General features: G+C 70.0%; 27 protein-coding genes, 2 tRNA genes and 1 pseudogene. 16 read left to right on the forward strand and 14 right to left on the reverse strand.

The annotated features are described in order from the left end of the window. Positions 1 to 275: 275 nt before the first annotated feature. From ligD to ACIBK0_RS14820, 6 genes are all read left to right on the forward strand, one after another. Positions 276 to 1,208, forward strand: coding sequence for a non-homologous end-joining DNA ligase (ligD, locus tag ACIBK0_RS14795; RefSeq protein ID WP_399079486.1), 933 nt, complete (start codon positions 276 to 278; stop codon positions 1,206 to 1,208). 150 nt (positions 1,209 to 1,358) lie between these two features. Beyond that, positions 1,359 to 1,586: an Hsp20/alpha crystallin family protein gene (locus ACIBK0_RS14800; protein WP_399079488.1), complete on the forward strand. Its 228-nt coding sequence runs from the start codon at positions 1,359 to 1,361 to the stop codon at positions 1,584 to 1,586. A gap of 107 nt (positions 1,587 to 1,693) precedes the next feature. After that, the gene (locus ACIBK0_RS14805; protein ID WP_399079490.1) at positions 1,694 to 1,948 is read left to right on the forward strand and encodes a DUF5133 domain-containing protein; all 255 of its coding nucleotides are present in this window, start codon (positions 1,694 to 1,696) and stop codon (positions 1,946 to 1,948) included. 55 nt (positions 1,949 to 2,003) lie between these two features. Next, complete coding sequence (locus ACIBK0_RS14810) at positions 2,004 to 3,107, forward strand: hypothetical protein (RefSeq protein ID WP_399079492.1); 1,104 nt, start codon at positions 2,004 to 2,006, stop codon at positions 3,105 to 3,107. Between the two features lie 63 nt (positions 3,108 to 3,170). After that, positions 3,171 to 3,518, forward strand: a complete 348-nt coding sequence (locus tag ACIBK0_RS14815; protein WP_399079494.1) for a substrate-binding domain-containing protein — start codon at positions 3,171 to 3,173, stop codon at positions 3,516 to 3,518. A 219-nt stretch (positions 3,519 to 3,737) separates the two neighbouring features. Beyond that, positions 3,738 to 4,352 (forward strand): dihydrofolate reductase family protein, encoded by a 615-nt coding sequence (locus ACIBK0_RS14820; protein WP_399079496.1) that lies wholly within the window; start codon positions 3,738 to 3,740, stop codon positions 4,350 to 4,352. Between the two features lie 264 nt (positions 4,353 to 4,616). On the opposite strand, the gene ACIBK0_RS14825 is transcribed toward ACIBK0_RS14820, so the two are convergent. The 3 genes from ACIBK0_RS14825 to ACIBK0_RS14835 all read right to left on the reverse strand — a co-directional run bounded on the left by ACIBK0_RS14825 (position 4,617) and on the right by ACIBK0_RS14835 (position 7,383). Next, positions 4,617 to 4,690: transfer RNA gene (locus ACIBK0_RS14825), tRNA-Pro, on the reverse strand. Between the two features lie 221 nt (positions 4,691 to 4,911). After that, complete coding sequence (locus ACIBK0_RS14830) at positions 4,912 to 5,679, reverse strand: NPP1 family protein (protein WP_399079498.1); 768 nt, start codon at positions 5,677 to 5,679, stop codon at positions 4,912 to 4,914. 261 nt (positions 5,680 to 5,940) lie between these two features. Beyond that, the gene (locus ACIBK0_RS14835) at positions 5,941 to 7,383 is read right to left on the reverse strand and encodes a hypothetical protein (protein WP_399079859.1); all 1,443 of its coding nucleotides are present in this window, start codon (positions 7,381 to 7,383) and stop codon (positions 5,941 to 5,943) included. 145 nt (positions 7,384 to 7,528) lie between these two features. Here ACIBK0_RS14835 and ACIBK0_RS14840 point away from each other — a divergent pair, with 145 nt between their 5' ends. Beyond that, positions 7,529 to 8,365: a hypothetical protein gene (locus ACIBK0_RS14840; protein WP_399079500.1), complete on the forward strand. Its 837-nt coding sequence runs from the start codon at positions 7,529 to 7,531 to the stop codon at positions 8,363 to 8,365. Here the strand turns inward: ACIBK0_RS14840 and ACIBK0_RS14845 are convergent. The 3 genes from ACIBK0_RS14845 to ACIBK0_RS14855 form a co-directional block, all read right to left on the reverse strand. Beyond that, the gene (locus ACIBK0_RS14845) at positions 8,301 to 9,374 is read right to left on the reverse strand and encodes a maleylacetate reductase (protein WP_399079502.1); all 1,074 of its coding nucleotides are present in this window, start codon (positions 9,372 to 9,374) and stop codon (positions 8,301 to 8,303) included. The genes ACIBK0_RS14840 and ACIBK0_RS14845 overlap by 65 nt on opposite strands. Beyond that, complete coding sequence (locus tag ACIBK0_RS14850; protein WP_399079504.1) at positions 9,371 to 10,234, reverse strand: intradiol ring-cleavage dioxygenase; 864 nt, start codon at positions 10,232 to 10,234, stop codon at positions 9,371 to 9,373. Before ACIBK0_RS14850 ends, ACIBK0_RS14845 begins: the two co-directional genes overlap by 4 nt. 66 nt (positions 10,235 to 10,300) lie before the next feature. Further along, positions 10,301 to 10,933, reverse strand: coding sequence for a hypothetical protein (locus tag ACIBK0_RS14855; RefSeq protein WP_399079506.1), 633 nt, complete (start codon positions 10,931 to 10,933; stop codon positions 10,301 to 10,303). Between the two features lie 138 nt (positions 10,934 to 11,071). On the opposite strand from ACIBK0_RS14855, the gene ACIBK0_RS14860 reads away from it, so the two are divergent. From ACIBK0_RS14860 to ACIBK0_RS14870, 3 genes are all read left to right on the forward strand, one after another. Beyond that, a complete protein-coding gene (locus ACIBK0_RS14860; protein ID WP_399079508.1) occupies positions 11,072 to 11,215 on the forward strand; it encodes a hypothetical protein in 144 nt (47 codons plus the stop codon). 500 nt (positions 11,216 to 11,715) lie between these two features. Further along, complete coding sequence (locus ACIBK0_RS14865; RefSeq protein WP_399079511.1) at positions 11,716 to 12,840, forward strand: DUF2235 domain-containing protein; 1,125 nt, start codon at positions 11,716 to 11,718, stop codon at positions 12,838 to 12,840. Positions 12,841 to 12,864: 24 nt separating this feature from the next. Further along, a complete protein-coding gene (locus ACIBK0_RS14870) occupies positions 12,865 to 13,392 on the forward strand; it encodes an NUDIX hydrolase family protein (protein ID WP_399079861.1) in 528 nt (175 codons plus the stop codon). A 116-nt stretch (positions 13,393 to 13,508) separates the two neighbouring features. Here the strand turns inward: ACIBK0_RS14870 and ACIBK0_RS14875 are convergent, their stop codons facing one another. The 3 genes from ACIBK0_RS14875 to ACIBK0_RS14885 all read right to left on the reverse strand — a co-directional run bounded on the left by ACIBK0_RS14875 (position 13,509) and on the right by ACIBK0_RS14885 (position 14,638). Continuing rightward, entirely contained in the window at positions 13,509 to 13,778 is a 270-nt protein-coding gene (locus ACIBK0_RS14875; RefSeq protein ID WP_399079513.1) for an SHOCT domain-containing protein, read from the reverse strand. Positions 13,779 to 13,861: 83 nt separating this feature from the next. Next, on the reverse strand, positions 13,862 to 14,299 hold the full coding sequence (locus ACIBK0_RS14880; RefSeq protein ID WP_399079515.1) for a DUF6325 family protein: 438 nt from the start codon (positions 14,297 to 14,299) through the stop codon (positions 13,862 to 13,864). A 265-nt stretch (positions 14,300 to 14,564) separates the two neighbouring features. After that, positions 14,565 to 14,638, reverse strand: a tRNA-Pro gene (locus ACIBK0_RS14885). A gap of 100 nt (positions 14,639 to 14,738) precedes the next feature. On the opposite strand from ACIBK0_RS14885, the gene ACIBK0_RS14890 reads away from it, so the two are divergent. Together ACIBK0_RS14890 and cobF are read left to right on the forward strand one after the other, a co-directional pair. Continuing rightward, complete coding sequence (locus ACIBK0_RS14890) at positions 14,739 to 15,263, forward strand: DUF309 domain-containing protein (protein ID WP_399079517.1); 525 nt, start codon at positions 14,739 to 14,741, stop codon at positions 15,261 to 15,263. A gap of 79 nt (positions 15,264 to 15,342) precedes the next feature. Next, the gene (cobF, locus tag ACIBK0_RS14895) at positions 15,343 to 16,113 is read left to right on the forward strand and encodes a precorrin-6A synthase (deacetylating) (protein ID WP_399079519.1); all 771 of its coding nucleotides are present in this window, start codon (positions 15,343 to 15,345) and stop codon (positions 16,111 to 16,113) included. Positions 16,114 to 16,250: 137 nt separating this feature from the next. Here the strand turns inward: cobF and ACIBK0_RS14900 are convergent, their stop codons facing one another. Further along, on the reverse strand, positions 16,251 to 16,997 hold the full coding sequence (locus tag ACIBK0_RS14900) for a cobalt-precorrin-6A reductase (RefSeq protein WP_399079521.1): 747 nt from the start codon (positions 16,995 to 16,997) through the stop codon (positions 16,251 to 16,253). Between the two features lie 244 nt (positions 16,998 to 17,241). Between ACIBK0_RS14900 and ACIBK0_RS14905 the strand changes: the two genes are divergently transcribed. Further along, on the forward strand, positions 17,242 to 18,054 hold the full coding sequence (locus tag ACIBK0_RS14905) for an HAD-IIA family hydrolase (protein WP_399079523.1): 813 nt from the start codon (positions 17,242 to 17,244) through the stop codon (positions 18,052 to 18,054). 45 nt (positions 18,055 to 18,099) lie between these two features. Here ACIBK0_RS14905 and ACIBK0_RS14910 read toward each other — a convergent pair whose 3' ends face one another. The 4 genes and pseudogenes from ACIBK0_RS14910 to ACIBK0_RS14925 all read right to left on the reverse strand — a co-directional run bounded on the left by ACIBK0_RS14910 (position 18,100) and on the right by ACIBK0_RS14925 (position 22,575). Further along, complete coding sequence (locus tag ACIBK0_RS14910; RefSeq protein WP_399079525.1) at positions 18,100 to 18,873, reverse strand: sulfite exporter TauE/SafE family protein; 774 nt, start codon at positions 18,871 to 18,873, stop codon at positions 18,100 to 18,102. A 97-nt stretch (positions 18,874 to 18,970) separates the two neighbouring features. Then, positions 18,971 to 20,479, reverse strand: a pseudogene (locus tag ACIBK0_RS14915) (long-chain fatty acid--CoA ligase). 92 nt (positions 20,480 to 20,571) lie between these two features. Continuing rightward, a complete protein-coding gene (fabG, locus tag ACIBK0_RS14920; protein ID WP_399079528.1) occupies positions 20,572 to 21,333 on the reverse strand; it encodes a 3-oxoacyl-ACP reductase FabG in 762 nt (253 codons plus the stop codon). Positions 21,334 to 21,387: 54 nt separating this feature from the next. Next, the gene (locus ACIBK0_RS14925; protein WP_399079530.1) at positions 21,388 to 22,575 is read right to left on the reverse strand and encodes a thiolase family protein; all 1,188 of its coding nucleotides are present in this window, start codon (positions 22,573 to 22,575) and stop codon (positions 21,388 to 21,390) included. Positions 22,576 to 22,790: 215 nt separating this feature from the next. Between ACIBK0_RS14925 and ACIBK0_RS14930 the strand changes: the two genes are divergently transcribed. The 3 genes from ACIBK0_RS14930 (at position 22,791) to ACIBK0_RS14940 (ending at position 25,472) form a co-directional block, all read left to right on the forward strand. After that, complete coding sequence (locus ACIBK0_RS14930) at positions 22,791 to 23,057, forward strand: WhiB family transcriptional regulator (protein WP_399079532.1); 267 nt, start codon at positions 22,791 to 22,793, stop codon at positions 23,055 to 23,057. A gap of 30 nt (positions 23,058 to 23,087) precedes the next feature. Further along, positions 23,088 to 23,903: an SAM-dependent methyltransferase gene (locus tag ACIBK0_RS14935; protein WP_399079534.1), complete on the forward strand. Its 816-nt coding sequence runs from the start codon at positions 23,088 to 23,090 to the stop codon at positions 23,901 to 23,903. Between the two features lie 234 nt (positions 23,904 to 24,137). Beyond that, complete coding sequence (locus ACIBK0_RS14940) at positions 24,138 to 25,472, forward strand: S28 family serine protease (protein ID WP_399079536.1); 1,335 nt, start codon at positions 24,138 to 24,140, stop codon at positions 25,470 to 25,472. Positions 25,473 to 25,485: the final 13 nt, after the last annotated feature.

A 25,485-nucleotide genomic window follows, 5' to 3' on the forward strand; every position in this document is an offset into this window, starting at 1 on the left:
CGGTGACGGAGCTGTTCGACGGTGTGCCGTCCCAAGAGGGGACGGCATTGCGGCGAGCGACTCGGCCCGAAAGCCCCAGGCCGAGGCCGGCCACGTTCACGGAGCGCTACTTCTCCGATCCGGATTGGACAGCGCGCGGGCAGCCGTTTGATCGGGTTCGCGGAGTGGACGGACGACGGGAAGCCGCGCCACCCGCGGTTCATCGGGCTGCGGAGAGACAAACCCGCGAAGAGGGTGGTGCGGGAGCGGCCCGGGGAGAAGGCGAGGAACAGCTCATGAGTGCCGAGGCGAGGACGAAGGACGAGATGCGTGTCGGCAGTCGGCGCGTGCCGTTGTCCAACCCGGACAAGGAGCTGTTCCCGGACGACGGGATCACCAAGGCCGAACTGATCGACTACTACCGGTCCGTCGCGCGCCCCATGCTCACCCATCTCAAGGGCCGGCCGCTGGTGATGGAGCGCCATCCCGACGGTTACCGGGGAAAGTCCTTCTTCCACAAGGACGTTCCCGGCTACTTCCCCGACTGGATCCATACCGTTCGCGTGCCCAAGGAGGGCGGCAGCCTCACCATGGCGGTCTGCGACGACACGGCCACCCTCGTCTACCTCGCCAACCAGGCGTGCATCACGCCCCATCCGTGGCTGAGCCCCGCCAACTGCCTGGACTGCCCGGATCGGTTGGTCTTCGACCTGGATCCTTCCGAGGGCGGCGGAGACGCCTTCGAGACCGTACGGTGGAGCGCGCATCAGTTGGGCGACCTGCTCACCGAACTCGGGCTTCGCCCCGCGCTGATGACGACCGGATCGCGCGGCCTGCATCTGCTCGTGCTGCGCGACCGGCGCACAGACTTCGGTACCGCACGGAACTTCGCCCGGCGCGTCGCCGATGTGCTCGCGGCACGCCACAGCGACCGGCTGACCACCGAGCCACGCAAGAACAAGCGCCGGGGCCGTCTCTACCTGGACACGCAGCGGAACGCGTATGCCCAGACCTCGGTCGCCCCCTACGCCGTACGCGCCCGCCCGCACGCCCCGGTCGCGACTCCGCTGGACTGGGACGAACTCGACGAGCCGGGGCTGAGCGCGCAGCGGTGGACGCTGCGCGCCCTGCCCGAACGCCTCGACACATACGGGGACCCGTGGAAGGGGCTCAGCCGCTGCAGGCGCTCCCTCACGAGGGCGGCAAAGCGTCTCGATGACCTCAGCTGAGGCAGGACCGGGCGGGCCTTTGTGGTTGAGTCGCCCGGTTCCGCGCAGACGCGCACTATGGAAATCGACCCGGATTCCACACTCTCACGGAGGTGAACCGCGATGACGCTGCCTGTACGAGACCGGCCTGGCAGCGTGCCAGGGAGGTCGTTGCCCGCCTTCGGTCGGGGTGAACCGGTCGATGACAAGGAGCGGGAGCGTGAACGCGTCCCGTGCTGCAGCGCCCGCCGCACCGGCCACGTCGAGGACCGGGCCCTCCTGCCCACCCATGTCACGTCGGACGAGGTCAGCGCAACCCTCAGCGAAGGCGTCCTGACCGTGACCGCCCCCAGGGCGCACGCCACCAAGCCGCGGCACATCGACATCACCGGGACCTGACGGGTCCGGTCCGGTGCGCCACGATGCCATCGTGCGGCAGTCGAGCCTTTCGGCTCCTCTCCCGGCTGCCGTGCGCCGGCCGATCGGCCGGCGCGGGGAGAATGGACATGAAGATGCTGGTGCCCCACGTCAGGTCTGTCACCGCGGCGCTGCGCGCCTACCGGTACGCACAGGCTGGTCTGCTGCGTGATCCAGCGGACCCGCTCCGCTACCGTCGGCTCGACGACGCCGCCTACACACTCTGCGTTCTCATGGGCCAACGCAACGCCGCCGACGCCGCGGCACAGGCTGAGCGCCTGCTCACCGGGTCCCCGGTCCGGGCGGCGCATCGGGCCGGGCAGGCACAGACCGTCTTTCCCTGACCTCGAAACCGGACCTCCAGTGGCACTCCCGTGGAGAGTGTCCTCAGGGGGGAGCATGAGACTTTCCTTCCTCGAAGCCCTGTACAAGGAGACCGGCCCGTTCGCATCGGTCTATCTGGACACCTCCCGCGACAGCGCCGTCAACGATCCCGAGGCGTCCATAGAACTGCGCTGGCGCCACCTCCGGGACGCCCTGACGTCCGAGGGAGCCGATCAGGACTCCCTCACCGCGGTGGCGGAGGCCGTGGGCAGCGACGTCGACGTCCCCGGTCCCCACGGGCAGGCCGTGTTCACCGCGCACGGGCGACTGGCCCTGCTGGACGAGCTTCCCGACCCGCCCACACGGGACACCGCGCACTTCGGGACGCTGCCGGACACCCTGCCGCTGATCGTCCAGCACTCCCCCGAGATCCCTTACGTGGCGGCGCACGTCCACTACGGCGGCCGTCACTCCACGGACGCCACCGGCACCGTGCGGATCGACGCCGAAGTCGGCGTGTGGCCACTGACCAAGGTCACGCCGGGACACCGACTCCACGAGGAGATCCCGGTGACCGACTGGCTGAACGCCGCCGAACTGAAAGGCCGGGAGCTGGAGGGCCACGCGCGGCGTGTCCACGCCGAAGCGGTGGTCGTCGCCGGGGACGTCTGGGCCCGTGGCATCCTCGTCCGCCGGCTTCCCACCCCCCTGCGCGGGCAGGTCATCACCGTCGAGGGCGCCGGTGAGTCCCAGCCGCGACGGGCGCTGCTGGAGCACCGGCTCGAAAGTCTCTTCAGCGGACGCATGGCCGCGCACGACCGGTCCCTGCTGGCAGCCTTCCTCGCCCAGCGCGCTCACGACGGAGCTTCGGCGGAAGGCGTTGCCGCAGCGGTGTCGGCCCTGCAACGCGGCGGGGTCAAAGCCCTCTTCCTCAACCACCACCCCGAATCACCGCTCCGCCTGTGGGCCGGCCCGGAACCCGGCCAACTCGCCCTCACCGCACAGGAACTGCGCTCCTACGGCATCCAGGACGTCCGCGAGGAGCGTGCCGACGCAGTGCTCACTCGGGCCCTGGTCGGCACCAAGGCCGAACTCGTCCTCGTACCCGTGAAGCAGCTGAGACTGCACGGGGGCGTGGGCGTTCTGCTCCGCTATGCCGAACCCGGACCCTTCGTCTGACCACGGCGTGTCCGAGATGCCGACAGCGGTACGGCTGTCTTCGCGGGCGCGGACATCGTTGCCATGGGCGTACTGGAGGCCGTCGCCGGAGCCGGGCAGTCGGTGCCTGGGGACCTCTCGGTAGCGGGACACGACAACACGACCTTCGCCGCGCTCGGCCCGATCTCCCTGACGAGCGTCGACCAGGCGGGCCCTGAGATCGGCAGGAACGCCGCCCGTCTCCGTTTGAGCGGGTCGCGGACCGCGGCAAGCCGTCGGTCCAGGTCAGGCTCTCCCCCACGCTCGTACCGCGCCGCACCACCGCTCCGCCGCCCGAGCAAGACGTGTGTGAGATGGGGTCATAGTGCCTGCCGTACGAGGGTGAGTCGGTCGGCGGCCGGCCGACTGGCACTACCTGGTTGCACACGGTGACCGACCTGGTCGCGATTCTCCGGGACGGTGTGGGGTTTCTGCCGACCCACAGATGAACCCGATGTGATGGTCAAGGCCGTGACAGAGGGGCTCCCCCAGTCCCCGTCCGCCTCTTGCGGGCGGGGACCGTCGCGTGTCGCGGGGAATGTCGAAGGCACCGGTTCCCGATCGACGTGAGGGTGAAGGCAGCACTTCCCAGGATTTCAGGAGCACCCCATCGTGACCGTAACCGCGGATATGGCCATCTCCCTCGACGGCTACATCGCCGGCACCGACGTCAGCATCGACAACCCGGGAGGCGACGGCGCCGAGCCGCTCTTCGAGTGGATCCACAACCTGGCGAGCTGGCGGGAGCGCCAGGGCATGACCGGCGGGGAGGAGAACCGCGACTCCGAGCTGATGCGCGAGTGGTTCGACGCCACCGGAGCGGTGGTCATGGGGCGGATGATGTACGACACGGGCGAGGAGTTCTGGGGCGACAACCCGCCGTTCCGGACCCCGGTCTTCGTGCTCACCCACCGCCCCCGGCCGACCCTCATCAAGGAGGGCGGCACCACCTTCACCTTCGTCACCAACGGCATCCACAGCGCCCTCGACCAGGCCAAGGCCGCCGCCGGGGACCGGAACGTGGACATCGCGGGCGGGGCGAGCACGGTGCAGCAGTACCTCAGCGAGGGGCTCATCGACGAACTGCAGCTGCACGTCGTGCCCGCACTCCTCGGAGAGGGGCTACGGCTCTTCGAAGGACTGGGCGCCGCGCGGCGGAACCTCCAGTCGGTCAGGGTGGTCGACACGCCCCTCGCCACCCACCTGAAGTACCGCTTCGTGAAGTGACCCGACCAACAAACGGCAGGCATGGTTCCTGCCCGAGCCTCTGGTCGACACCCCGCTGGGCCGTGCCTGAACGGGTGTGAGCCGCCGGTCCTCGCGGCGCCGGCACGGCGCGAGCAACATCGCGTCGTGCCGTTACCCGGCCTGGATCCGCATACCGCGCCGCTGCGCGGTGCCGATGAGCGGCATGCTCGACCTCGAAGATCGGAAACGGCCCAAACGAAAAGGGCCCCCACAGGCTCTCGCCTGCGAAGACCCTTCGCACCGTCGGGACGACAGGATTTGAACCTGCGACCCCTTGACCCCCAGTCAAGTGCGCTACCAAGCTGCGCCACGTCCCGATGCGTTTCACCCGGGGTGCTCCCCGTGTTCGTGCAGGTAAACCCTACCGCACGCAGGTGGATGGCCGTGCACGGGCAGGCGGCGGCGCACGGCGAACTCGTGCCCTTCGGGGTGTCGTACCGTGGCAGGAGGACAGGCCGCCGCGCCACCGGGAACGGCTTGTCGCCGCGTAGCCGGGGTGGGTGGCGAGTCAGGGGCCACCCACCCGCGGCCTCGCCGATCAGGCGTTGGGGTCGAACGCGATACCGGCCGGCTTGGCCTTCTCCAGGTGGTAGTTGAAGTTGCCGTCCTTGAGACCGAAGACGGCACTGCCGAAGTCGTACGCGCTCAGCTTGTCGCGCAGGCCCGCCGGGTAGCCGTTCCAGCCGACCAGGCTGGGGAACTGCCAGGTGTGGTAGTGGTTCTCCGGCGGTTCGTCGTTGGAGTTGGCCGGGCGGAAGCAGTGCGTGCTGATGCCGTCCTTGTGGTAGACGACCTTGGGGTGCGTGCCGTCCCAGCGGATCTGGTCCCGGCCGTAGACGTTGAAGTTTCCGTGCGCCGAAGTGGACACGTACTTGGCCTCGTTGTCCTGCACCCACACCACGACGTGTTCCCAGTCGTTCCGGTGTCCGCCCAGGCCACTGCCGGCGACGGCCTGGTCCTTCTCGAAGTAGAGGCCGTACATGATGGCGCACCAGCCGTTGTTGCACTTCTCGCGGGAGTAGCCGTTGGTGTTGTCCAGGTCCCAGGAGTCGTGGCACTGGCCGTTGAGAGCGCCGGACGGCTTGAGGCCGCCGTTGATGGTGCCGTCGGGGCCGATGGCGGGAGTCGGGTAGCAGCCGTCCGTGTCGTAGTCGTAGGCGGGCTGGAACGTCTGCTCCAGTCCGTCCGCGTTCGCGGGCAAGGCCTTCGGCGGGTCGGCGAGAGCACTGCCGGGGAAGGCGACGACCAGCGCGACGGCGCTGCCGAGGATGAGCGAGACCCTGCGGATCCGCGAGCTTTTCTTCACTGCGTCCTCCTGATCGACCGCGGCGTGGGGGCAGGGCAGGCCAGGCGGTCACGTTGGCATGCCCAGCTCAGCTTTCCGGGCCGTTCTTGAAAATGCCAGCGCCTGGAGGTGTCCGAGCGATGAAGGATCAACCAAGGGGGAGAATGGGGCGGCCCGTTGGGCGTCGAGGATGCGCTCGGCGCCCAACTCCCGGGTACGGCAGCCTGGTTGCCACCGGACCCGGAAGGGCGACGGCCGTCGGGGGCCGATCTGCTCGTACGGCTACACCTTGCCGTCGGCGAGCTTCCACTCGCGGTGCAACGTGCCCAGCGGGATGCTGTGTTGGAGCACGGGTGTTCCGAAAATGGACAGCTGGATGCGCAGGGTGCCGGTCAGGTCGACGCCGCCGTAGACGGCCCAGGCGCCTGACGCTCCGACACCGGTCTTCGCCGTGGCACCGGTCGCAGACGTGGCGTCGAGCGAGCCCGCCGCCTCACCTCGGAGATACGGTGCCAGGTCCGCGGTGACGCCGACGGTGCCGTACAGCCCGACGGTGGCCTCCGCGCCGAGGGACGCCTTCACGTTTCCCACCGCGGTGACGGCGGAGCGCACCGGTGAGCTCGTCATGTGCGACTCGTTGACCGGCATCCAGCCCTTGGCCGGCCCGAAGGTGCCACCGGCCTTGAAGTCACCCTTGAGGTCCTGCTCGATGTCGACGGTGACGCTGCCGTCGGCGCCGATCTGGAAGAAGCAGGTCAGATCGAGGTTCACCACGACGGGAATCGGGCCGACCTGAAGCACGGGGTCGGCGTGCAGCTTCGCGAACGGCACCCGCACGGGCTCGGCCGAGGCCGCGGCGCGCCCCTTGACCGCCCACCGCGAGGTCCAGTCGCCGGAGACGCCGAGGTACGCCGCCCCGGGGCCGGAGCCGGCCGAGTCGCCGCCGTAGGAGAAGTCGACCTCGGGCGCGACCTGGACGAAGCCGGAGACGGACGCCTTCGCGGAGGCGGGTGCTCCCGTCGCCGTGCCGACCTTCGCACCGACATCGACCCGCAGGCTGCCGAGCGGGACCTTCGTGCCCTCGGGGCCGGAGTGGATGTCTCCCGTCTTCGCCCAGGAGACCTTCACGTCGGGCAACAGTCGCTCGACATCGAAGGAGGCGGGATCGACGGGGACGGAGCCCTTCGCGTCGTCGTCGCCGAGCAGCGTGTCCAGGGTCGTCGGCGCCGTCTGAACCTCGGTGCCGTCTCCACTCTTGCCGATCACCTTGGTGACCTTGGCGAGGAGTCCGTCCGGGGCGCCGGGTGCGGGGGCGCTGGCGATGATGTCGCCGACGGCTGTGGCGTGCGGCTTCGTGGTGTTCCCGGCGGTCGGGGACGGTGACGCGGTCCCCGGATCTCCGGAAGTTCCCTTACCCGTAGGAGATATGACGGCACGTCGCGTGTGGATGTCGTACGACTTCACCTTCAGCGCGGCCTTTTGGGCCTTTCCGCCCGCCGCGTCCGGCCGTGCGACGGCGGTCGAGGTGGCTGCCGCCTCGGGGGCGGCGGCGACGGCAAGCGGTCGGCCGGCGTCGGCGGTGGCGCCGGTGGTGGCTTCGGCGTCCTGAGCACGTGGGGCGGAGGAGGAAGAGTGCGCCCCGGGCTCCGCGGAGCAACCGGCGGCGAGGAAAAGGGCGGATGCGGCGAGCGCGGGCACGACGGCACGCAAGGGCCGCTTGCGGATACGCAAGGTCAGTCCTGAGGGGGGTGGGGGGTGGCAAGGGATTACCAGCGGGTAACCAGGGGTGAGCGTGTCATGAACCTGTGAAGTTCTGCTCCACGTTTCCGCACACTGCGAAGGTGATGTGCGCCACGCGGGCGACAGACGCGTGACTGAAGGGCGCACCTGGGGTCCGTTTTCTCCAATTCCCTTGGGGCACAACACAACTGATGCACCATCGGGAGGCCGCATGAGTGAAAGCGCGCAGGGCAGCCGAATCCACAACTGGCTCGCGGACAACTCCTCACGGCAGCAGCGTGATCCGGAGCGCGATCAGGACAACAGGACCGTGGGACGCCTACGCCTCGGGGTCGGAGTCATCGGCATCATGCTTCCGCCGGCGGTGCCGTTGGGGAACGAAATCCTCCGGGCGCTGGGATCCAAGACGCCGATCATGCCCGACTCCATCAGCGGCTCGTACTACACCGGCACACGGAATGTCTTCGTCGGCAGCCTGTGCGCACTGGGCGTCTTCCTCATCTGCTATCGCTACAACAAACGCGACGACCACTTCAGCTCAGCGGCCGGCGCATTCGCCCTGGCCGTCGCGTTCCTGCCGACGTCACCGGGCGAACATCCGACCGCACGCCAAGAGGCCGTCGGTGTCATTCATCTCGTGTGCGCCGCGCTGCTTCTCCTCATGCTGGCGATGTTCTGCATCTTGTCCTTCTGGGATCCGGCACCGACGGACAAGCGCCACGTGAATCGCCTCTATCTGACGGCCGGAGCGGCCATCGTCGCTTTCACGGCCATCGCCGGAATCGCGCAGTTGACAAAATGGGGCACTCACTGGAAATTCACGTCCGTCTACATCTGCGAAACGCTGGCGGTGTGGGCGTTCGGTATCGCCTGGCTGACCGCAGCACTCGAAATGGGCGCCCTCAGGTTCGGGGCTCCCAGCCCTCGTACGCCGCTGTCAGCAGACCCAGTACGCCATGCGCCGTGACCGCGCGGGGGTTGGGGTAGGACTCCTCGGCGGTCCGTGCTGCCGCGACCGGCAAGTCGGCTTCCTTCAGGCCGAGTTCGGCGAGCGTGCGGGGAGCGCCGAGGCTTCCCGCCAGCTCGCGGAGGGCGCGGGGGACGTCGTCGGTGTTCAGGGCGCGTGACAGGGCGCCTATCGCCCGGGGTGCGGCGGACGCGTTGTAGGCGAGGACGTACGGGAGGACCACCGTGTGGGTCTGCGCGTGAGGCAGGCCGAAGGTGCCGCCGAGTACATGGCAGAGCTTGTGGTGCAGACCCATGGTGGTGGCGCCCAGGCAGGCACCGCACAGCCAGGCGCCGTACAGGGCGCGGCTGCGGGCATCGAGGTCGCCGGGGGCGGCGGCCACCTGGGGAAGGGCTCCGGTCATCGCCCGTACGCCTTCCTCGGCCATCAGGGAGACGAGGGGCGAGGCATCGGGCGCGTAGAGGGCCTCGGCGGCGTGCGCGAGGGCGTTGATGCCACTGGTGACGGAGAGGGGGACCGGAAGCGCCAGCGTGAGCTCGGGGTCGTAGACGACGCTGCGGGGCTGGACGGCGGGGTCGCGCCCGGTGCGCTTGGCCCCCTGCTCGGTGAGGCCCCAGACGGGGGTCATCTCGGAGCCGGAGTAGGTGGACGGGACGGCGATCAGCGGCAGGCCGGTGCGCAGCGCGATCGCCTTGCCGAGGCCGATCGCGGAGCCGCCGCCGACCGCGACGCACCCGTCGGCGCCCACCTCGCGCGCCACCTCGACGGCACGGTCGGCGACCTCCACGGGCACATGCATACGGGCCTCGGCGTGCAGCCCCGCGCACGCGTCCCCGAGCGCGTCCGCGACCATCCGCGCGGTGGCCTCGCCCCGGCTGCCGCAGACCACCAGGACCCTGCGCAGACCGAGTCGCGCGGCCTCGCCGGGCGTCGCGGACACCGCGGCGCCGGGGCGGAAGACGACTCGCGCGGGCCGGGTCTCGTACGAGAAGTCGAGCGGGGTGCTCATCGGGGCTCCAGTACGAGGTCGAAGCGTGCGTGCCGGAAGGGGTTGGGGATGCCGAACTCCCGTGCCAGGGACGGGTCGTCGGTCTCGGCGAAGTCGTGGACCAGGCTCTCCTTCACGGCGAACACCGCGTCGGAGTCGAGGTAGGGGCTGCCGGCCACGAAGATGTGAGTGGTGACGGGGGCATGGCCCTCCGCCGAGGCGATGAAGTGGATGTGGGCGGGGCGATAGGGGTGACGACCGGTCGCCCGGAGGAGGTCACCGACCGGCCCGTCCGTCGGGATCGGGTACGGGCTGGGCACACAGGTGCGGAACCAGAAGCGGCCCTCGGCGTTCGCTGTGAAGAGCCCGCGTCCGTTGCCGGGTGGCTGGGCGTCCGGCCGCTGGACGTCGTAGTAGCCCTCGGCGTCGGCCTGCCACACGTCGAGGACCGCGCCGGGCAGCGGGGTGCCGTCGCGGGACAGCACCCGGCCGCTGACCACGCACGGCTCGCCGCTGCCCACCAGGTCGATGTCGGCACCGAGTTCGCGTACCGGGGACTCGGTCATGTGGAAGGGGCCGAGGACGGTCGACTCGGTGGCGCCGGGAGCCCGGTGGCCGCCCAGGGTCTCCACGAGCATCGAGACGCCCAGCACGTCCGACAACAGGATGAACTCCTGGCGGGTGTCGGTGCACGTCTGCCCGGTCGCCGTGAGGAAGCCGATGGCGCCCTCCCACTCCCGCTTCGTCGGCTCCGTCTCGCGGACGAAGTCGTGGAGGTGACGGGTGAGCGAGCTCAACAGCTCACGAAGCCGCGGATCGGCCGTGTCCTCGAGGCCGGCGACGACTGCGCCGGTGATGTCCGTCGTGAAATCCGTGGTCATGCCGCTCCCCTGGTCACGCTGGTCATCCTGCCAGGCATGCCCCTCGAGCCACGAGGCCGTCGGAACTCATAGTTCGAAGCTGACGAACCCGTCCTCGGCGTCCCGCTCCGGCGCCGTGACGGTGTAGCCGAAGCGGTTCCTCAGGGCGGCGACGTCCCACATCGCCGCGCGGTCACGGTAGTTGAAGACGATCTCCTTCTCGTCGCCCCCGTGCTTGAGGATGCGGGCGACGGCGATCTCATTCGGATGGTCGTGCCGGGCGCCGCTGGTGGATATCAGATAGCGGTCACAGTCGATCAGGTCGAGCAGCTCGTTCGAGAGGTTGTGGTCGCTGCCGTGGTGGGCCACCTTGAGGACGTCGACGTGGAAGCGGCCGCCTTCCTCCTCGGCCCGGGGCCGTATCGACGCCACGAGCCTGCGGTCGTCGGCGTCACCGGTGAGGACCACGCGCTTGTCCTCGAACTCGAAGAGCAGCCCGATGCTGGTGAGGTTCGTCTTCGACGTGTCCGGCTTGAAGGGCGACGCCGCGAGCTGCTCCACGTTCGGGACGCCGAAGTGCTCGAAGCCGTCCACCGGAGGGAGTTCGTCGGCGTCCCGGCCCGGCAGCAGGCCGTTCTTGGCACACTCCGCGCTTTCTCCAGCACGACCGGTCCCCGCGGGGGTTCCTCGGCGAACTTGAGCAGGGACGCGAACTGCCAACTCGCCGCCTTGGGGTCGCCGACCCAGGCGGCGTGGCCGGGTTCGACGACCGAGGACCACTCCCGGACCACGGAGCTCGATCCCCGGGAACGGGGCACCGGTGTCACCTCGCCGTCGTGATAGACCCCGTAGGACTCGATGTTGCCCATCAGGTACTGCCAGGAGTGCGACTCGTACGGCGACGGTGCCGTGCACAGCGTCACGGGGGTGTCGGCGGCTTCCCGCGCCTCGGCGTCCTTGGAGAGCAGGACGCCGGAGGGCAGCCTGGCGGACACGATGTAGCGGCCGGCTTCCACCTCGCAGCGCGCCAGCGGAGCCGAAGCCCCGCAGGGGAAGAGGAACGATGAGGATGTTGTCGATGGTGGCGACGTCGACGTCGTGCGGAATCCCGGTGCGGGGGTCGACGAACGGGGCCGGCTGTTCCTCGCTCGGCCAGACTGCCGGGTGGCCGCTCGGGATCGTTGTACTCGGACAGGAGCCAGGTCGCGAGGTCACAGGCGGAGACAGGGGGCGAACTGAGCTGCCGCCTTCCGTCGGAGTCTGCCACCGGCGCCTCGCCGCCCGCGAGATGTGGGTACTTCCCGACGCCGATGACCAGCGCGTGGGTGCGCGGAAGGCCGGTGTCCTCTTCGAGGTGAATGACGGAACCGGCCATGGATCCTCCGGAACCCGACTGCGCCGGAGACTGCTCGCGACCGGAGACCACCCGCGAGCAGTATTTCCCTTATTATATTTCTACGAGACCTATATGTCATGGTATGTCAGCGAACGTGAGGCCCGGCATGCCCAAGAATCTCGTCATCTGCCTGGACGGCACGGGCAATCGGTTGAAGGCGAAAGGGAACACCAACGTCGTCCGGCTCTACGAAATGCTGGACCTCTCCGATCCCGCCCGGCAGATCGCCTACTACGACCCCGGCGTCGGCACCTTCTCCGCCGCGGGCGCCTGGACACCCGTCGCGCGGCACCTGTCGAAACTCCTCGGTCTCGCCTTCGGTTCCGGAATGAAGACCAACCTCGCCGAGGCGTACACATATCTGATGGAGCGTTACCAACCGGGCGACCGGATCTACGTGTTCGGCTTCAGCCGCGGCGCGTACACGGCCCGCGCGCTCATGGGCATGCTGAAGGCGGTCGGCCTGATGCGGCCCGGCATGGAGAACCTCGTCCCGTATGCCGTGTCCGTGTACGCCAGGAACAAGGACTGGACCCGGCAGGACTGGGACCAACTCCACCATTTCGCGGGCGCCTTCAGCAACGCGGTCGAGGGGCGCGTCGGCATCTCCGTCGCCTACCTGGGGATCTGGGACTCCGTGAAGGCGTCCGGTGTGCTGCGCTGGAACCTGCGATGGCCATACACCCGTCAGCTCCCCAACGTCCGCCGTGTCCGCCATGCCGTGTCCATCGACGAGAGGCGCAGGCCCTATCGCGAGTACCTGGTCACGCCCGACAAGAAGGATGCCGCCCCCGGCACGGTCGAGCAGGTGTGGTTCGCCGGGGTGCACTCCGACGTCGGCGGGACCTTCGACGACGATCCCCGGCTCCCCACCATCACCCTCAAGTGGATCGTGGACGGCGCCCTGGAGGAGGGCCTCCTGCTGAAGAGCGGGGCGTATGCGCGCGAGGTGACCCTCGGGCCCGAGGACGCCCTGGGGAAGGTGCACGGGATGGGCTGGATCTGGGCTCTGCTCACCTACCGGCGCCGGAGACTTCCGCGGGGCGCGCAGGTGCACGCGAGTATCCGGGCGCGGATGGAGGAAAATCCGGAGTACGCGAACCGGATCCCACCCGAGGTGGGCTGGTCCGACACCGAATGGCTCACCCCTCGATGGCCGCAGGTACCTCCGCCGACGGCCCCGGGGGCGATGGTCGACCTGATGCGACACGCACGCGGCAGCCGACACTGAAAGTATGATCAACCAATGTCTGACATGACCGAAACCACGCCCGGCTGGCTGACTTCCGACGAGCTGGAACTGGCCCGCGCACGGATGCCGATCCTGTACGTCGAGGCGGTACCGGTGCGCGTCGACGACAGCGGCGAAGTCACCCACATCGGACTCCTGCTGCGCATCGGTCCGGACGGGACGGTCAGCCGGACCCTCGTCTCCGGCCGGGTGCTGCACCACGAGCGGGTCCGGGATGCCCTCCTGCGCCACCTGGAGAAGGACCTCGGCCCGGTGGCGCTCCCCCGAGTCCCGGCGTCCCTGCAGCCCTTCACCGTCGCCGAGTACTTCCCGACGCTGGGGGTCACGCCCTTCCACGACCCCCGCCAGCACGCCGTGTCCCTCGCCTACATCGTCCCGGTGACCGGCGACTGCCGTCCCCAGCAGAATGCTCTCGACCTGGTCTGGGTCAGCCCCGAGGAGGCTTCGTCGCCGCTGGTCCTCGACGAGATGCCGGGCGGGCACGGGGTTCTGCTCAAGCAGGCCCTGGCACATGTCGGCTGCCTGTCCTGAACGGAGGCAGGGAGCTGCCTGCCCTGAACGAGGCACGGAGAAGGCCGTCTTCCCATCGCCGAGAAAACGGCCTCCGACCTGCCCAGAGCTGTTCAAACGACCGGCTCACGAGCTGTTCAAGCGAGGATCCTGCGCTTCTGCGCCTCGAATTCCTCTTCGGTCAGTACTCCTTGGGCCTTCAGGTCACCCAGCTGCTTGAGCTGATCCATCTTGAGGGTCATGTCGTCTCCGGGAACCGGCGGCGGTGCGGGTGGCGGGGGCGGGGCCTGCTGAGCTTCCTGCTCTGCCCATCGGCCCGCCTGCCGACGCGACACACGGTTGGACACCGCGGTGGCGGTTCCGGAGATAACGGCGGTACGGGCAACACCACGAAGAAGTCCGGGCATGTTCACTCATCTCCCACGATGCGGGGGGCGGACCGTCGCGGACACGGTCCGCAAGCCGCCGCTCCAGTCGGCGACCTCGTCCGTCACGGGGTCGCTTCGGCCGCGTCCAACGAGGCCAGCAGGGCCTGGACGGGAATGCGCCCGCTCGCCACCAACTGGGCACCACTGCGCCGCATGGCCCGGGCGAAGGGTGCCGCCCACACGTTCTCGTACACCAGGATTCCGGCGGAGCTGTTCGGCTCCAGCGCGTTCCCGGCCTCCTCGATGTCGTCCTGGCCCACCAGCCCCGACGAGGCGCCCTCGAAGACGGTCAGGTCCACCTCGTCTCCGAGATCCGTCAGTTCCAGTGCCGCGACCGAGCCGTCGCTCTCCTTCCGGATGAAGACGAGGTCGAGGATGCGGATGATGCCGCGGTCGACCAGATCGACCAGCAGCGGGAAGCCCTCGCCCGTCATGCGGTTGCCAGGAAACTCGACGACCAAGTAGTCGACGGGGCCCATCTGTTCCAAGTCGTCGCTCATGGCCACTCCTCACGAGGGGCTCGGGTTCGGGGAGTCGGGGCCTCGCCCGCCGCCCGCGTTCGGCCGCGCTCGCCACGACAGACGGCGACGAAACGGTCCTTGTGACCATTGCAGCACCCTGCGGAAGGCTTCGCATGTCCGCACAGCGACCCGGCCACCGAGCATGATCAGCACCGGGCGCGAACGTGACTGCGTGATCCCCAGAAGCGCGTCAGAGGCCGTACCGGAATGTTCCGATACGGCCTCTGACCTGCGACTTCAAAAGTCGGGACGACAGGATTTGAACCTGCGACCCCTTGACCCCCAGTCAAGTGCGCTACCAAGCTGCGCCACGTCCCGATGCGGTCACCCGCGGTGACCCGCGTGATCGTGCGAACAGAACTTTACCCCACGTCGTGGGCTGCTCCGAAGGGGGCGCGGCGCGCGCGACAATCGGCGTATGAGTGGGACATCTGAGGCTCGGCAGGGCGGCGGGCGTGATCGGGACACGGCGGGGCGGGCGCGGAACGCCCGGCCGCGCGACGGGCTGGGACGCCCCCTGCCGTACGGCGCGGACGGCGTGGAACGCCAGCCCGAAGGCGTCGTACGCGGCCCCGAGGAGACCGTCGCCGAGGCGCAGACGCTGCTGGAGGCGGGAAAGCCGTTCCACGCGCACGAGGTCTTCGAGGACGCCTGGAAGTCCGGGCCCGAGGACGAGCGCGCGCTCTGGCGGGGTCTGGCCCAGCTCGCGGTGGGGCTCACCCACGCGGCTCGGGGGAACACGACGGGCGGCGCGAGGCTACTGCGGCGCGGTGCCGGCGCGGTCGAGGAGTGGGCGTCGGAGACCGGCCGGGGGCGGCCGTACGGGATGGATCTCGCGGAACTGAGCGCCTGGGCACGGGAATTGGCAGGGGTCGTGGAGCGGGAGGGCAAGGCGATCAGCGCGACGGGGTGGGCACCACGGCTGCGCGGGCGGGTCGACTGACCGGGCACCGTCACGGCAGGCCTGGGCCGAACCCGGGTGCGGTGCGTCCACTGTCAGTGGCGTACGGCAGACTCTCGGTGTGCGAAAGATTCAGGTCATCGGGATCGGGGCGGGCGACCCCGACCAGCTCACGCTGCAAGCGGTCAAGGCGCTGAGGAGCACCGACGTGTTCTTCATCCTGGACAAGGGCGAGGTGAAGTCGGACCTCGTCCAGCTGCGCCGTGACATCCTCGACGCGCACATACCGCAGGGGGCGTACCGGCTGGTCGAGGCCCGCGACCCGGACCGCGACCGGTCCGCGGGAGGCGCGGCGTACTCGCCGGCCGTCGGAGACTGGCGCAGCGCCCGCGCGGACATCTACGAGCGGCTGATCGCCGAGGAGCTGGGCGAGGACGAGAGCGGCGCGTTCCTGGTGTGGGGCGACCCCACGCTGTACGACAGCACGCTCGGCATCCTGGAGGAGATCCTGGACCGGGGCGCGGTGGCGTTCACCTACGACGTCGTGCCTGGTATCAGCAGCGTCTCCGCGCTCGTCGCCCGGCACCGCACGGGGCTGAACCGGGTCGCTCGGCCCGTCCAGATCACCACGGGCCGCCGCCTCGCCGAGGGCTTCCCCGACGGTGTCGACGACGTGGTGGTCATGCTCGACGCCCACCAGACGTTCCGGCAGTACGCCGACGAGGACATCGACATCTACTGGGGCGCCTACATCGGCACGCCCGACGAGATCCTCGCCTCCGGTCCCCTCGCCGAGGCGGCTCCCCGTATCGAGCGCCTGCGGGCCGAGGCCCGTGAGCGCAAAGGATGGATCATGGACACGTATCTGCTGCGCAGGCATCCGCGCGGATAACGCCCGCCCGGGCGGCGGGACGCCGGGCGGGTGACCCCCGGCTACGGGCGCCCGCCAGTACGAGCACTTCCGGCCGGCACACCGAGAGCACGCACCGGACGCCGCTCCTTGACGGGCAAACGTTGCCTGCCGGGGCGCTAGCACGGGCCGAGGTCCAGCCGGGTCAGGGCCGCCGCCACGTCCGGTACCGCGGTCACGCCTTCGGGGAGGTGGGGGCGGCGTACGACGACGACGGGAAGCCTCAGGTCACGCGCGGCGGTGAGTTTGGCCGCTGTTGCGCCTCCTCCGCTGTCCTTGGTCACCAGGACGTCGATGTGGTGCTCGCGCAGGAGCGCCTTCTCGCCGTCCACCGTGAACGGGCCGCGTGCCAGCAGTACTTCGGTGTCGGGGGGCAGCGGGGGCTCGGGCGCCTCCACCGAGCGCACGAGGAAGTGGAGTTCGGCGAGGTCCGCGAAGGCCGCGAGGCCCAGGCGCCCCGTGGTGAGGAAGACGCGGCGGCCCAACGCCGGGAGCAGCGCGGCGGCTTCGGTGAGGGAGGCTGCCGAGTGCCACCGATCGCCGGGGCCGGGGCGCCAGCCCGGGCGGCGCAGCACCACCGCGGGGACTCCGGTCGCCGCCGCGGCCCGCGCGGCGTTCGCGGTGATGCCGGAGGCGAACGGGTGCGTCGCGTCCACCACCGCGTCCACGCCGTGCTCGCGCAGCCACTCCGCCAGCCCCTCCGCTCCGCCGAATCCCCCGATCCGTACGTCCCCTGCGAGCGCCCCCGGCCGGGAAACGCGCCCCGCCAGGGATGTCGTCACCCGCACGCCCTCACGCGCCGCCAGCTCGGCGGCGAGTTCGCGCGCCTCGGTGGTGCCGCCGAGGACCAGGACGTGGGAGGACATGGGGTCGAGGGTACGAGGGTGGGGGAAGGGCGCGGGGCTTCGGGTCCCACTCGGGGAGCATCAGTTCGGCAAGCCGGCCGCCCGCGCATACTGCGGGTCTCCCCACTCGCCGACCAGGTCATGTGATCCGGTCGGCGCCCTGCGTCCGACGCGTCGGGCGTCCTCGGGGTCCGCCAGGGTGAGCCGTCCGCGCAGGAGCCCTGCCCGCATGCGGGGCGCGGGCGCTACTCGGTATCGTCCGGACATGGAGTCGGTACGTGCGGTCCTGATCGACATCGACGGTGTGCTCACGGTCTCGTGGCGACCGCTGCCCGGCACGGTCGAGGCACTGCGGGAGATCCGTGCGTCCGGGCTCGGGGTCGCGCTGGTCACCAACACGACGTCCCGTACACGCGCGTCGATCGCCGCGACGCTGGGCGAAGCCGGTTTCCCCGTGGACGCCGAGGACATCCTCACCGCACCCGCCGTCACCGCCGCGTATCTCGCCGACCGCCATCCGGGCGCCCGGTGCTCCCTGCTGAACAGCGGCGACATCGCCGAGGACCTCGTGGGCATCACGCTGCTCGACGACAGCGAGCGCGACAGCCACACGGACACCGTGCCGGATGTCGTCGTCGTGGGCGGCGCAGGACCCGAGTTCGGCTATGCCGCCCTCAACCGGGCCTTCGGTCACCTGCAGCACGGCGCCCGGCTGATCGCCATGCACCGCAACCTTTACTGGCGCACCGACCGAGGGCTGCAGCTCGACAGCGGGGCGTTCCTGCTCGGCCTGGAGCGGGCGGCCCGCACCGAGGCGGAGATCACCGGCAAGCCGGCACCGGCGTTCTTCGAGACGGCTCTGGCGCGTCTCGGGGTCGGTCCCGGTGAGGCGCTGATGGTAGGCGACGACATCGAGTCGGACGTGCTCGCCGCGCAGCGCACCGGAATCACCGGTGTCCTCGTCAGGACCGGCAAATACCAGCCCGAGAGCCATCGGGCGGCGAGCGGCGAGCCCGACCACGTCCTGGACTCCTTCGCGGATCTCCCCGCCCTGCTGCACTCCGCCACGCCTGGGTAGCGGTCACCGGAGCAACAACTGCGCTCCGCCCCTCCTCGGTAGCGGTCAGCGCAGCAACAGCTGCACACCGCCCACCACTGTCGCGGCGATGACCAGCCGCTCGAAGAGCAGCTGATTGATTCGGTTCACGGCCCATTTGCCGATGAACGCCCCCGGCACGACGAAGACCGCCAACGCGGCGTCCAGCAGCAGCGAGTGGCCGTCGATCAGGCCGAGCCCCACGCTGAACGGCACCTTGGACACATTGACGATCAGGAAGAAGAAGGCAGACGTGCCGAGGAATCCCAGCTTCCTGAAGCCCGCAGACAGGAGGTACATCGACATCACCGGGCCGCCCGCGTTGGCGACCATCGTCGTGAAGCCGCCGAGCACACCGTACGAACGGGCCTTGACCCGGCCCGTGCGCGTCGCCACCGAGTCGGGTTCGTCGTCCTGGGCGGTGGCCCGGCGGCGCCACACGGTGACCGCCGCCATCAGCAGCAGGATCGCGCCGATCGAGGTCCGTACGACCCCGTCGTCGGCCCACACCAGGAACAGCGTGCCGAAGACGACGCCCGCGGCGACCGCCGGGAACAGCCGCCACAGCGTCGGCCAGTGGGCGTGCCGCCGATAGGTGAGCACGGCGAGCACGTCCCCGACGATCAGGATGGGCAGGAGGACCCCGGTCGAGGCGCGGGCGGGCAGCACGGCGGCGAAGATCGCCAGACTGACCGTGTTGGCCCCGCTCACCGCGGTCTTCGAGAAGCCGACGAGCAGAGCCGCGGCGGCGAGAGCGGCGAACTCCCAGATGGATATGTGCCAGAGCGTCATCGTGTTCATGCGGGGACCGATGCTAGGCCCACGTATCTCTTCGCGTAAGGACCGTCTCGCCAGGTGACTACTTCATCCGGGCCCTCGCGCGAGGTGACCCGCCGCGTCAGCTCGAATAGCGCGCCCGCAGCTCCCGCTTGAGGACCTTCATGCTCGGGCCCAACGGCAGCGCGTCGGTGAACTCCACTCGGCGCGGGTACTTGTGGCGGCCCAGGTGTTCCTTGGACCACTCGGTGATCTCCGCCGCGTCCGACGCGGTCCCCGGGGTGCGTACGACGACCGCGCAGACCTCCTCGCCGTGCAGCTCGTCCGGCAGACCGATCACCGCGACCTGGGCGATGCCGGGGTGACGCATCAGCACCTCCTCGACCTCGCGCGGGTAGACGTTGTAGCCACCGCGGATGACGACGTCCTTCTTGCGGTCGACGATCCTGAGGAAGCCCTCGTCGTCCTTGGTGCCCAGGTCGCCGGTGCGGAACCAGCCGTCGACCAGGGCCTCCGCGGTCGCCTCGGGCCGGCCCAGATAGCCGGAGAAGACATTGTGGCCGCGGATGACGACCTCGCCCAGCTCCCCCGGCGGCAGCAGCTCGACGCGCCCCTCGGCCTCGGCCCGCGCGATCTCCACGTCGACGCCCCAGAGCGGGTGCCCGATGGTGCCCGCCCTGGTGCCGAACAGAGGCTGGTTGACGGACGCGGTCGGCGAGGTCTCCGACAGTCCGTATCCCTCGTAGATCTTCGCCTCGAACGCCTCCTCGAAGCGTTCCAGTACGGCGACCGGCAGCGAGGCGCCGCCGGAGATGCACACCCGCAGCTCGGGAAGCGCCTCCGCCGTGCCGGCCGCGGCCGCGAGAGCCACGAACATCGTCGGCACCCAGTGAAAGGTGTTCACCCGCTCTTCGACCATCAGCTCGATGGCCCGCGCGGCGTCGAAGCGCGGCAGCAACACGAGCGTCGCCCCCGCCCGCCAGGTCGAGTTCATGGACACCGTCTGCCCGAAGGCATGGAACAGCGGCAGCGCGCCCAGCGCGATGTCGTCGGGACGGATGTCGTTGGCGTCGAAGGCGTTGACGGTCGCGTTCATCACCAGGTTGAAGTGGCTGAGTACGGCGCCCTTGGGGACACCCGTCGTGCCGCTGGTGTAGAAGACGACGGCCGGGTCGTCCGCCTCGCGGGCGATGTACGAGGGCAGCGGTTCGGCGTCGGCCGCGAGCTTGTCGAACTCGACGCCCAGCGTGACGACGTGGACGCCGAGGGCCCGCGCGGCGGCGGCGCCGGTGTCGGCCTGCGCCGGGTGGCAGAGCAGCAGGGTCGCACCACTGTCCTTCAGCACGTGCCCGACCTCGGCCTGCGACAGCAGCAGATGGACCGGAACGACCACGCCGCCCGCCGCCGCGATCGCGTAGTAGGCGTGCGGGAACTCGGCCGTGTTGGGCGCCATCAGCGCCACCCGGTCCTACGGCCGCACACCCAGGCCGACAAGGGCCCCGGCCTGGGCCCGGGCGCGCTGCCACACCTCGGCGAAGGTGAGCCGCAGCTCGCCCTCGACGAACGCCGTCCGGTCCGGACGGCGGCGGGCGTTCTCGGCGAGGATCGCGGCGAGGGACAGGGCGGCCATGGAGGGATGCTCCGTTTCCTTGCTGTTGCGGCTCTGAACCGGATGGGGGCTGTGAAGGCGTGGCGACAGCCCGGTCACGTACTCACGGACAACTAACGAGCGCCCCCGTTCACGTAGAGCGTCTGTCCACTGACGTACGACGCGTCGTCGCTCGCCAGGAAGGCCACGACGGCGGCGATGTCCTCGGGCCGTCCGACGCGTCGCAGCGGAGTGCGCTCGGCCGCGAGCCGCTGGTGGTCCTCGGCGCTCGCTCCGACACGTTCGGCGGTGGCGGCTGTCATGGCGGTGGCGATGTAACCGGGGGCCACCGCGTTGACGTTGATGCCGAAGGGGCCGAGCTCGATGGCGAGGGTGGCCGTGAAGCCCTGGATTCCGGCCTTCGCGGCCGCGTAGTTGGCCTGTCCGCGGTTGCCGAGCGCGGAGCGGGAGCTGAGCGAGACGATCTTGCCGTACTTCTGCCGCGTCATGTACTTCTGTGCGGCCTGGCTGCAGTTGAAGACGCTGGTGAGGTTGACGGTGAGAACCGCGTCCCAGTCGTCCTTCGGCATCTTGAAGAACATGCCGTCGCGGGTGATGCCCGCGTTGTTGACCAGGATGTGTACGCCGCCCGACTCCTCGTCGATCCGGGCGAAGAGCGCGTCGACCGCGTCCTGGTCCGTGACGTCGCAGCCGTACGCCGACGCCCGGCCGCCCTTGGCGCGGATCTCCTCAGCCGTCCGCTCGGCGCGCTCCTCGGTGAGGTCGACGACGGCGACGGCGGCGCCCTCCTCTGCGAACCGGTGGGCCGTCGCGGCGCCGATGCCCTGCGCCGCTCCGGTGACAACGGCCACGCGGCCGGTGAACCTGCTGGTCATGGGCTCCCTTTCACGAGGGGGACTGCGGTCTTTCAGTGGACGGAGTACGGGACTTCAGCCGCGCTCGACCAGGACGGCGCTCCCCTGTCCGACACCGACGCACATCGTGGCCAGGCCGCGCACGGCGCCCGTGCGGCGCATGCGGTGCAGCAGGGTGGTGAGGATGCGGGCGCCCGAGCAGCCCAGCGGATGACCGAGGGCGATGGCGCCGCCGGTCGGGTTGACGAGGTCCGGGTCGATGCCCAGGCGGTCCACGCTGGCGAGCGCCTGCGCCGCGAACGCCTCGTTGAACTCGGCCTCCTCGATGTCGCCGATGCTCCAGCCGACACGCCCGAGTGCCTTCTGCGTGGCGGGTACGGGGCCGATGCCCATGACGTCCGGATGGACCCCGGCCGAGGCGCCGGCGACATACCGCCCGAGGGACTCCAGCCCAAGTTCGTTCAGGGCTTCCTCGCTGACGAGCAGCACTCCGGCCGCGCCGTCGTTCATCGGCGAGGCATTGCCGGCGGTGACCGTGCCGCCCTCGCGGAAGACCGGCTTGAGGCGAGACAGCTTGTCGAGCGAGGTGTCCTCCCGTACGCATTCGTCACGGTCGACGACGACACCGTCGGGGCGCTCCACGGGAAGCAGTTCGGCGTCGAAGTGCCCGTTCTTGCCGGCGTCCGCGGCGCGCTGGTGGCTGCGCAGCGCGAAGGCGTCCTGGCGTTCGCGCGAGACGCCGTACCGCTCGGCGACCTCCTCGGCGGTCTCCCCCATCGACAGGAGCCCGTGCAGCTCCTTCATCGCGGGGTTGACCAGACGCCAGCCGAGTCGCGTGTCGACGGTCTCGATGCGGTGCGGCAGGGCCTCGTCGGGGCGGGGCAGGACGAAGGGGGCGCGGCTCATCGACTCGGAACCGCCGGCGAGCACGATGTCGGCCTCGCCGCAGGCGATGGCGCGGGCCGCGGTGGTGACCGCTTCGAGGCCGGAGGCGCAGAGCCGGTTGACCGTGGCGCCGGGTACGGACTCGGGCAGCCCGGCGAGCAGTGCGGCCATGCGGGCCACATTGCGGTTGTCCTCGCCCGCCTGGTTGGCGGCGCCCCAGTAGACGTCGTCGATGCGGGCCGGGTCGAGGGTGGGCACCTCGGCGACCAGAGCGCGCACGACGGTCGCGGCGAGGTCGTCGGGCCGCACGGAGGACAGGGCTCCACGCAGCTTGCCGATGGGGGTGCGGCGGGCGGCCGCGAAGTGGACGGGACGCACGGCAGGACTCCTGACGGACACCGGATCACAGGATCGCCGGGTCACGCGAATGCGGGATCACCGGATCGCGGGAACCGAACGATTGATCACCGAAGGGCTGATCAGCGCACAATTAATTAGCACTGCTAGTTTTGGACTATAGACCGACCACCAGCTCCTTGGGAAGATCCCCCCGGGTCGGTTTCCACCCATCCGTCCTGGGCACCCGGGCCCGCATGGAGTGGTTGCGGAGTGCGGCCTGCGCGGAAGCGGACCCGGATCTGTTCTTCCCCGTGGGCACGAAAGGGCCGGCGCTGGACGACATCGCCGCGGCCAAGCGCGTCTGTTCCCGCTGCCCGGTGAGCAGCGAGTGCCTGGCCTGGGCGCTCAGCCACCGGCAGACGTCGGGGGTGTGGGGCGGCACCTGCGAGGAGGAACGCGCCGCGCTGATCCGGAATGGCAGACTGCTCGCACACCGTGTCGAAGGCAGGCCGACGGGGTGAACAGGCCTTGTCGAGCAGAGGAGTTGTCGGATGACCGGAGCCGAGTCCGCCCGAGACCGGATCGACACCGGTAAGCCGCATCCGGCGCGGGTGTACGACTGGTACCTGGGCGGCAAGGACAACTACCCGGTCGACGAGCAGCTCGGGCAGCACATCATGTCGATCGACCCCGGCGCCCGGCGGGCCGCGCGCGGCAACCGCTGGTTCATGCAGCGGGCCACGCGGCACCTCGTCCGTGCGGTGGGAATCCGCCAGTTCCTCGACATCGGCACCGGTATTCCCACGGAACCGAACCTCCACCAGATCGCGCAGATCACCGCCCCGGACGCGCGGGTCGTCTATGTCGACAACGATCCGATCGTCCTCGCCCATGCCGAGGCCCTGTTGCGCGGGACCCCGGAAGGTGTGACGGAGTACGTCCAGGCCGATGCCCGCGAGCCGCGGAAGATTCTCGAAGAGGCGGGGCGAGTCCTCGACTTCGACCGGCCCATCGCCCTGTCGCTCATCGCCCTGATGCACTTCATCGCCGACGAGGCCGGCGCCTACGAAGTGGTGGACACCCTGGTCGACGCGCTGGCGCCGGGCAGCTGCCTGGTCCTGTCCGCGATGACCGCCGACTTCGAGCCGGAGAACGTGCGGCGGGGCATCGAGACGTACGCGAAGGGCGGTGTGACCCTCGTGGGCCGCTCGCACGGCGAAGTGAGCCGCTTCTTCAAGGGACTTGACCTGGTCGAGCCGGGGATCGTCTCCGTGAAGGACTGGCATCCGGACCTCGCGGAGGGCGAGACCCCGATCGGCGACGGGCCGGTCTCCCTGTACGGCGGGGTCGGCGTCAAGGCCTGGTAGTGCCGGCCGTCGGCAACCGGTTCTTGTCCCGTGCCCGCCGAGTGCCGAAGGGCGGGTCGAGGACGCCCCCCGGACCAGTTCTTGTCTCCCCCCGTCGGGGGAGACGGTCCCCCCGCGCGCGGGATCTTCCCGTGCCGCCCGGCAGCTGTACTGAAACGGTCAGCGATCCACGGCAGGGACCGCCGCGACGGGGCACGACATCACCGGTGCGGCCATGACAGGGGAGGACTCACCATGCGTACCTGGACGAGACGGCGTCTGTTGCTTTCGGCGGCCTCGGCGGCCGGCCTCGCCGCCACGGCGGCCGTACCCGCGAAGGCCGCCGGCCCAGCCCGGCCCGGGCGTGACGAAGTCGTGGAGCGCCTGCGCAGTCTGCCGGGGCTGAGGGTCGTCGAGGAACGGCCGGGTGCCGAGCCGGGGTACCGCTTCTTCGTGCTCGGGCTGCGCCAGCCGGTCGACCACAGGAACCGGGCGGCCGGCACCTTCGAGCAGCGCCTGACCCTGCTCCACGCCTCTGCCGACCGTCCCACCGTGCTGTTCACGACCGGCTACGAGGCGGCGCTCACGCCCCGGCGTGCCGAACCCACCGTGCTACTGGGCGGCAATCAAATTCAGGTCGAGCACCGCTTCTTCGGCACCTCGCGCCCAGCGGAGCTCGACTACACACACCTCACGATCCGTCAGGCCGCCGACGATCACCACCGCGTCGTCAGCCTCTTCCGCGGGCTGTATCCCGCCGCGTGGATCTCCACCGGCGGCAGCAAGGGCGGCATGGCCAGCGTCTACCACCGCCGTTTCCACCCGCACGACGTGGACGGCACCGTGGCGTACTCCGCCCCGAACAACGTCGACGACCGGGAGGACTCCGCCTACCTCCGCTTCCTGGACACCGTGGGCACCGCTGCCTGCCGCGACGCCCTCAGGGCGGCGCAGCGGCAGATCCTGCTCCGGCGCGCCGACCTGGCCGCCCGCTACGAAGCCTGGGCAGCCTCCACCGGCACCGCCTTCGGCATCATCGGCAGCGCCGACAAGGCGCTCGAGATTGCCGTGCTCCGCGCACCGCTCATGTTCTGGCAGAACGGCACCGCCGCTGACTGCGCCGCCATTCCCGGCCCGGATGCCACCACCGACGCGTTGTACGCATGGCTGGACGACACGGCCGCCCTGCCCGTCTACGCCGACGCCGTCGCGCGGGACTACATCCCGTACTTCTACCAACTCGGCACGCAGCTCGGCTACTTCGACGTCCCCACCGACCACCTGGCCGGACTCCTGCGCTACCCGGACGCCATCGAGCCCCGCACCTTCGTCCCCCGCGACATCCCCATGCGCTTCGACTCCGCTGCCATGCCCGACATCGACCGCTGGGTCCGCCGCCGCGGCAGCCGTCTGCTGTTCATCAACGGCGCCCAGGACCCCGCGGTCGCCGAATCCTTCCACCCGGGCTCACCGGACTCCCGCGTCCTGTGGGCTCCCGGCACCAACCACCACGCCACCATCGCCGGCCTCTCGTCCGCCGACCGCGCCGATGCCGTCGCCACCCTCACCCACTGGGCCGGCGGCTCATGAAGCCTCCAGGCGG

This window comes from Streptomyces sp. NPDC050564 (assembly GCF_044457265.1).
Classification (GTDB): Bacteria; Actinomycetota; Actinomycetes; order Streptomycetales; family Streptomycetaceae; genus Streptomyces.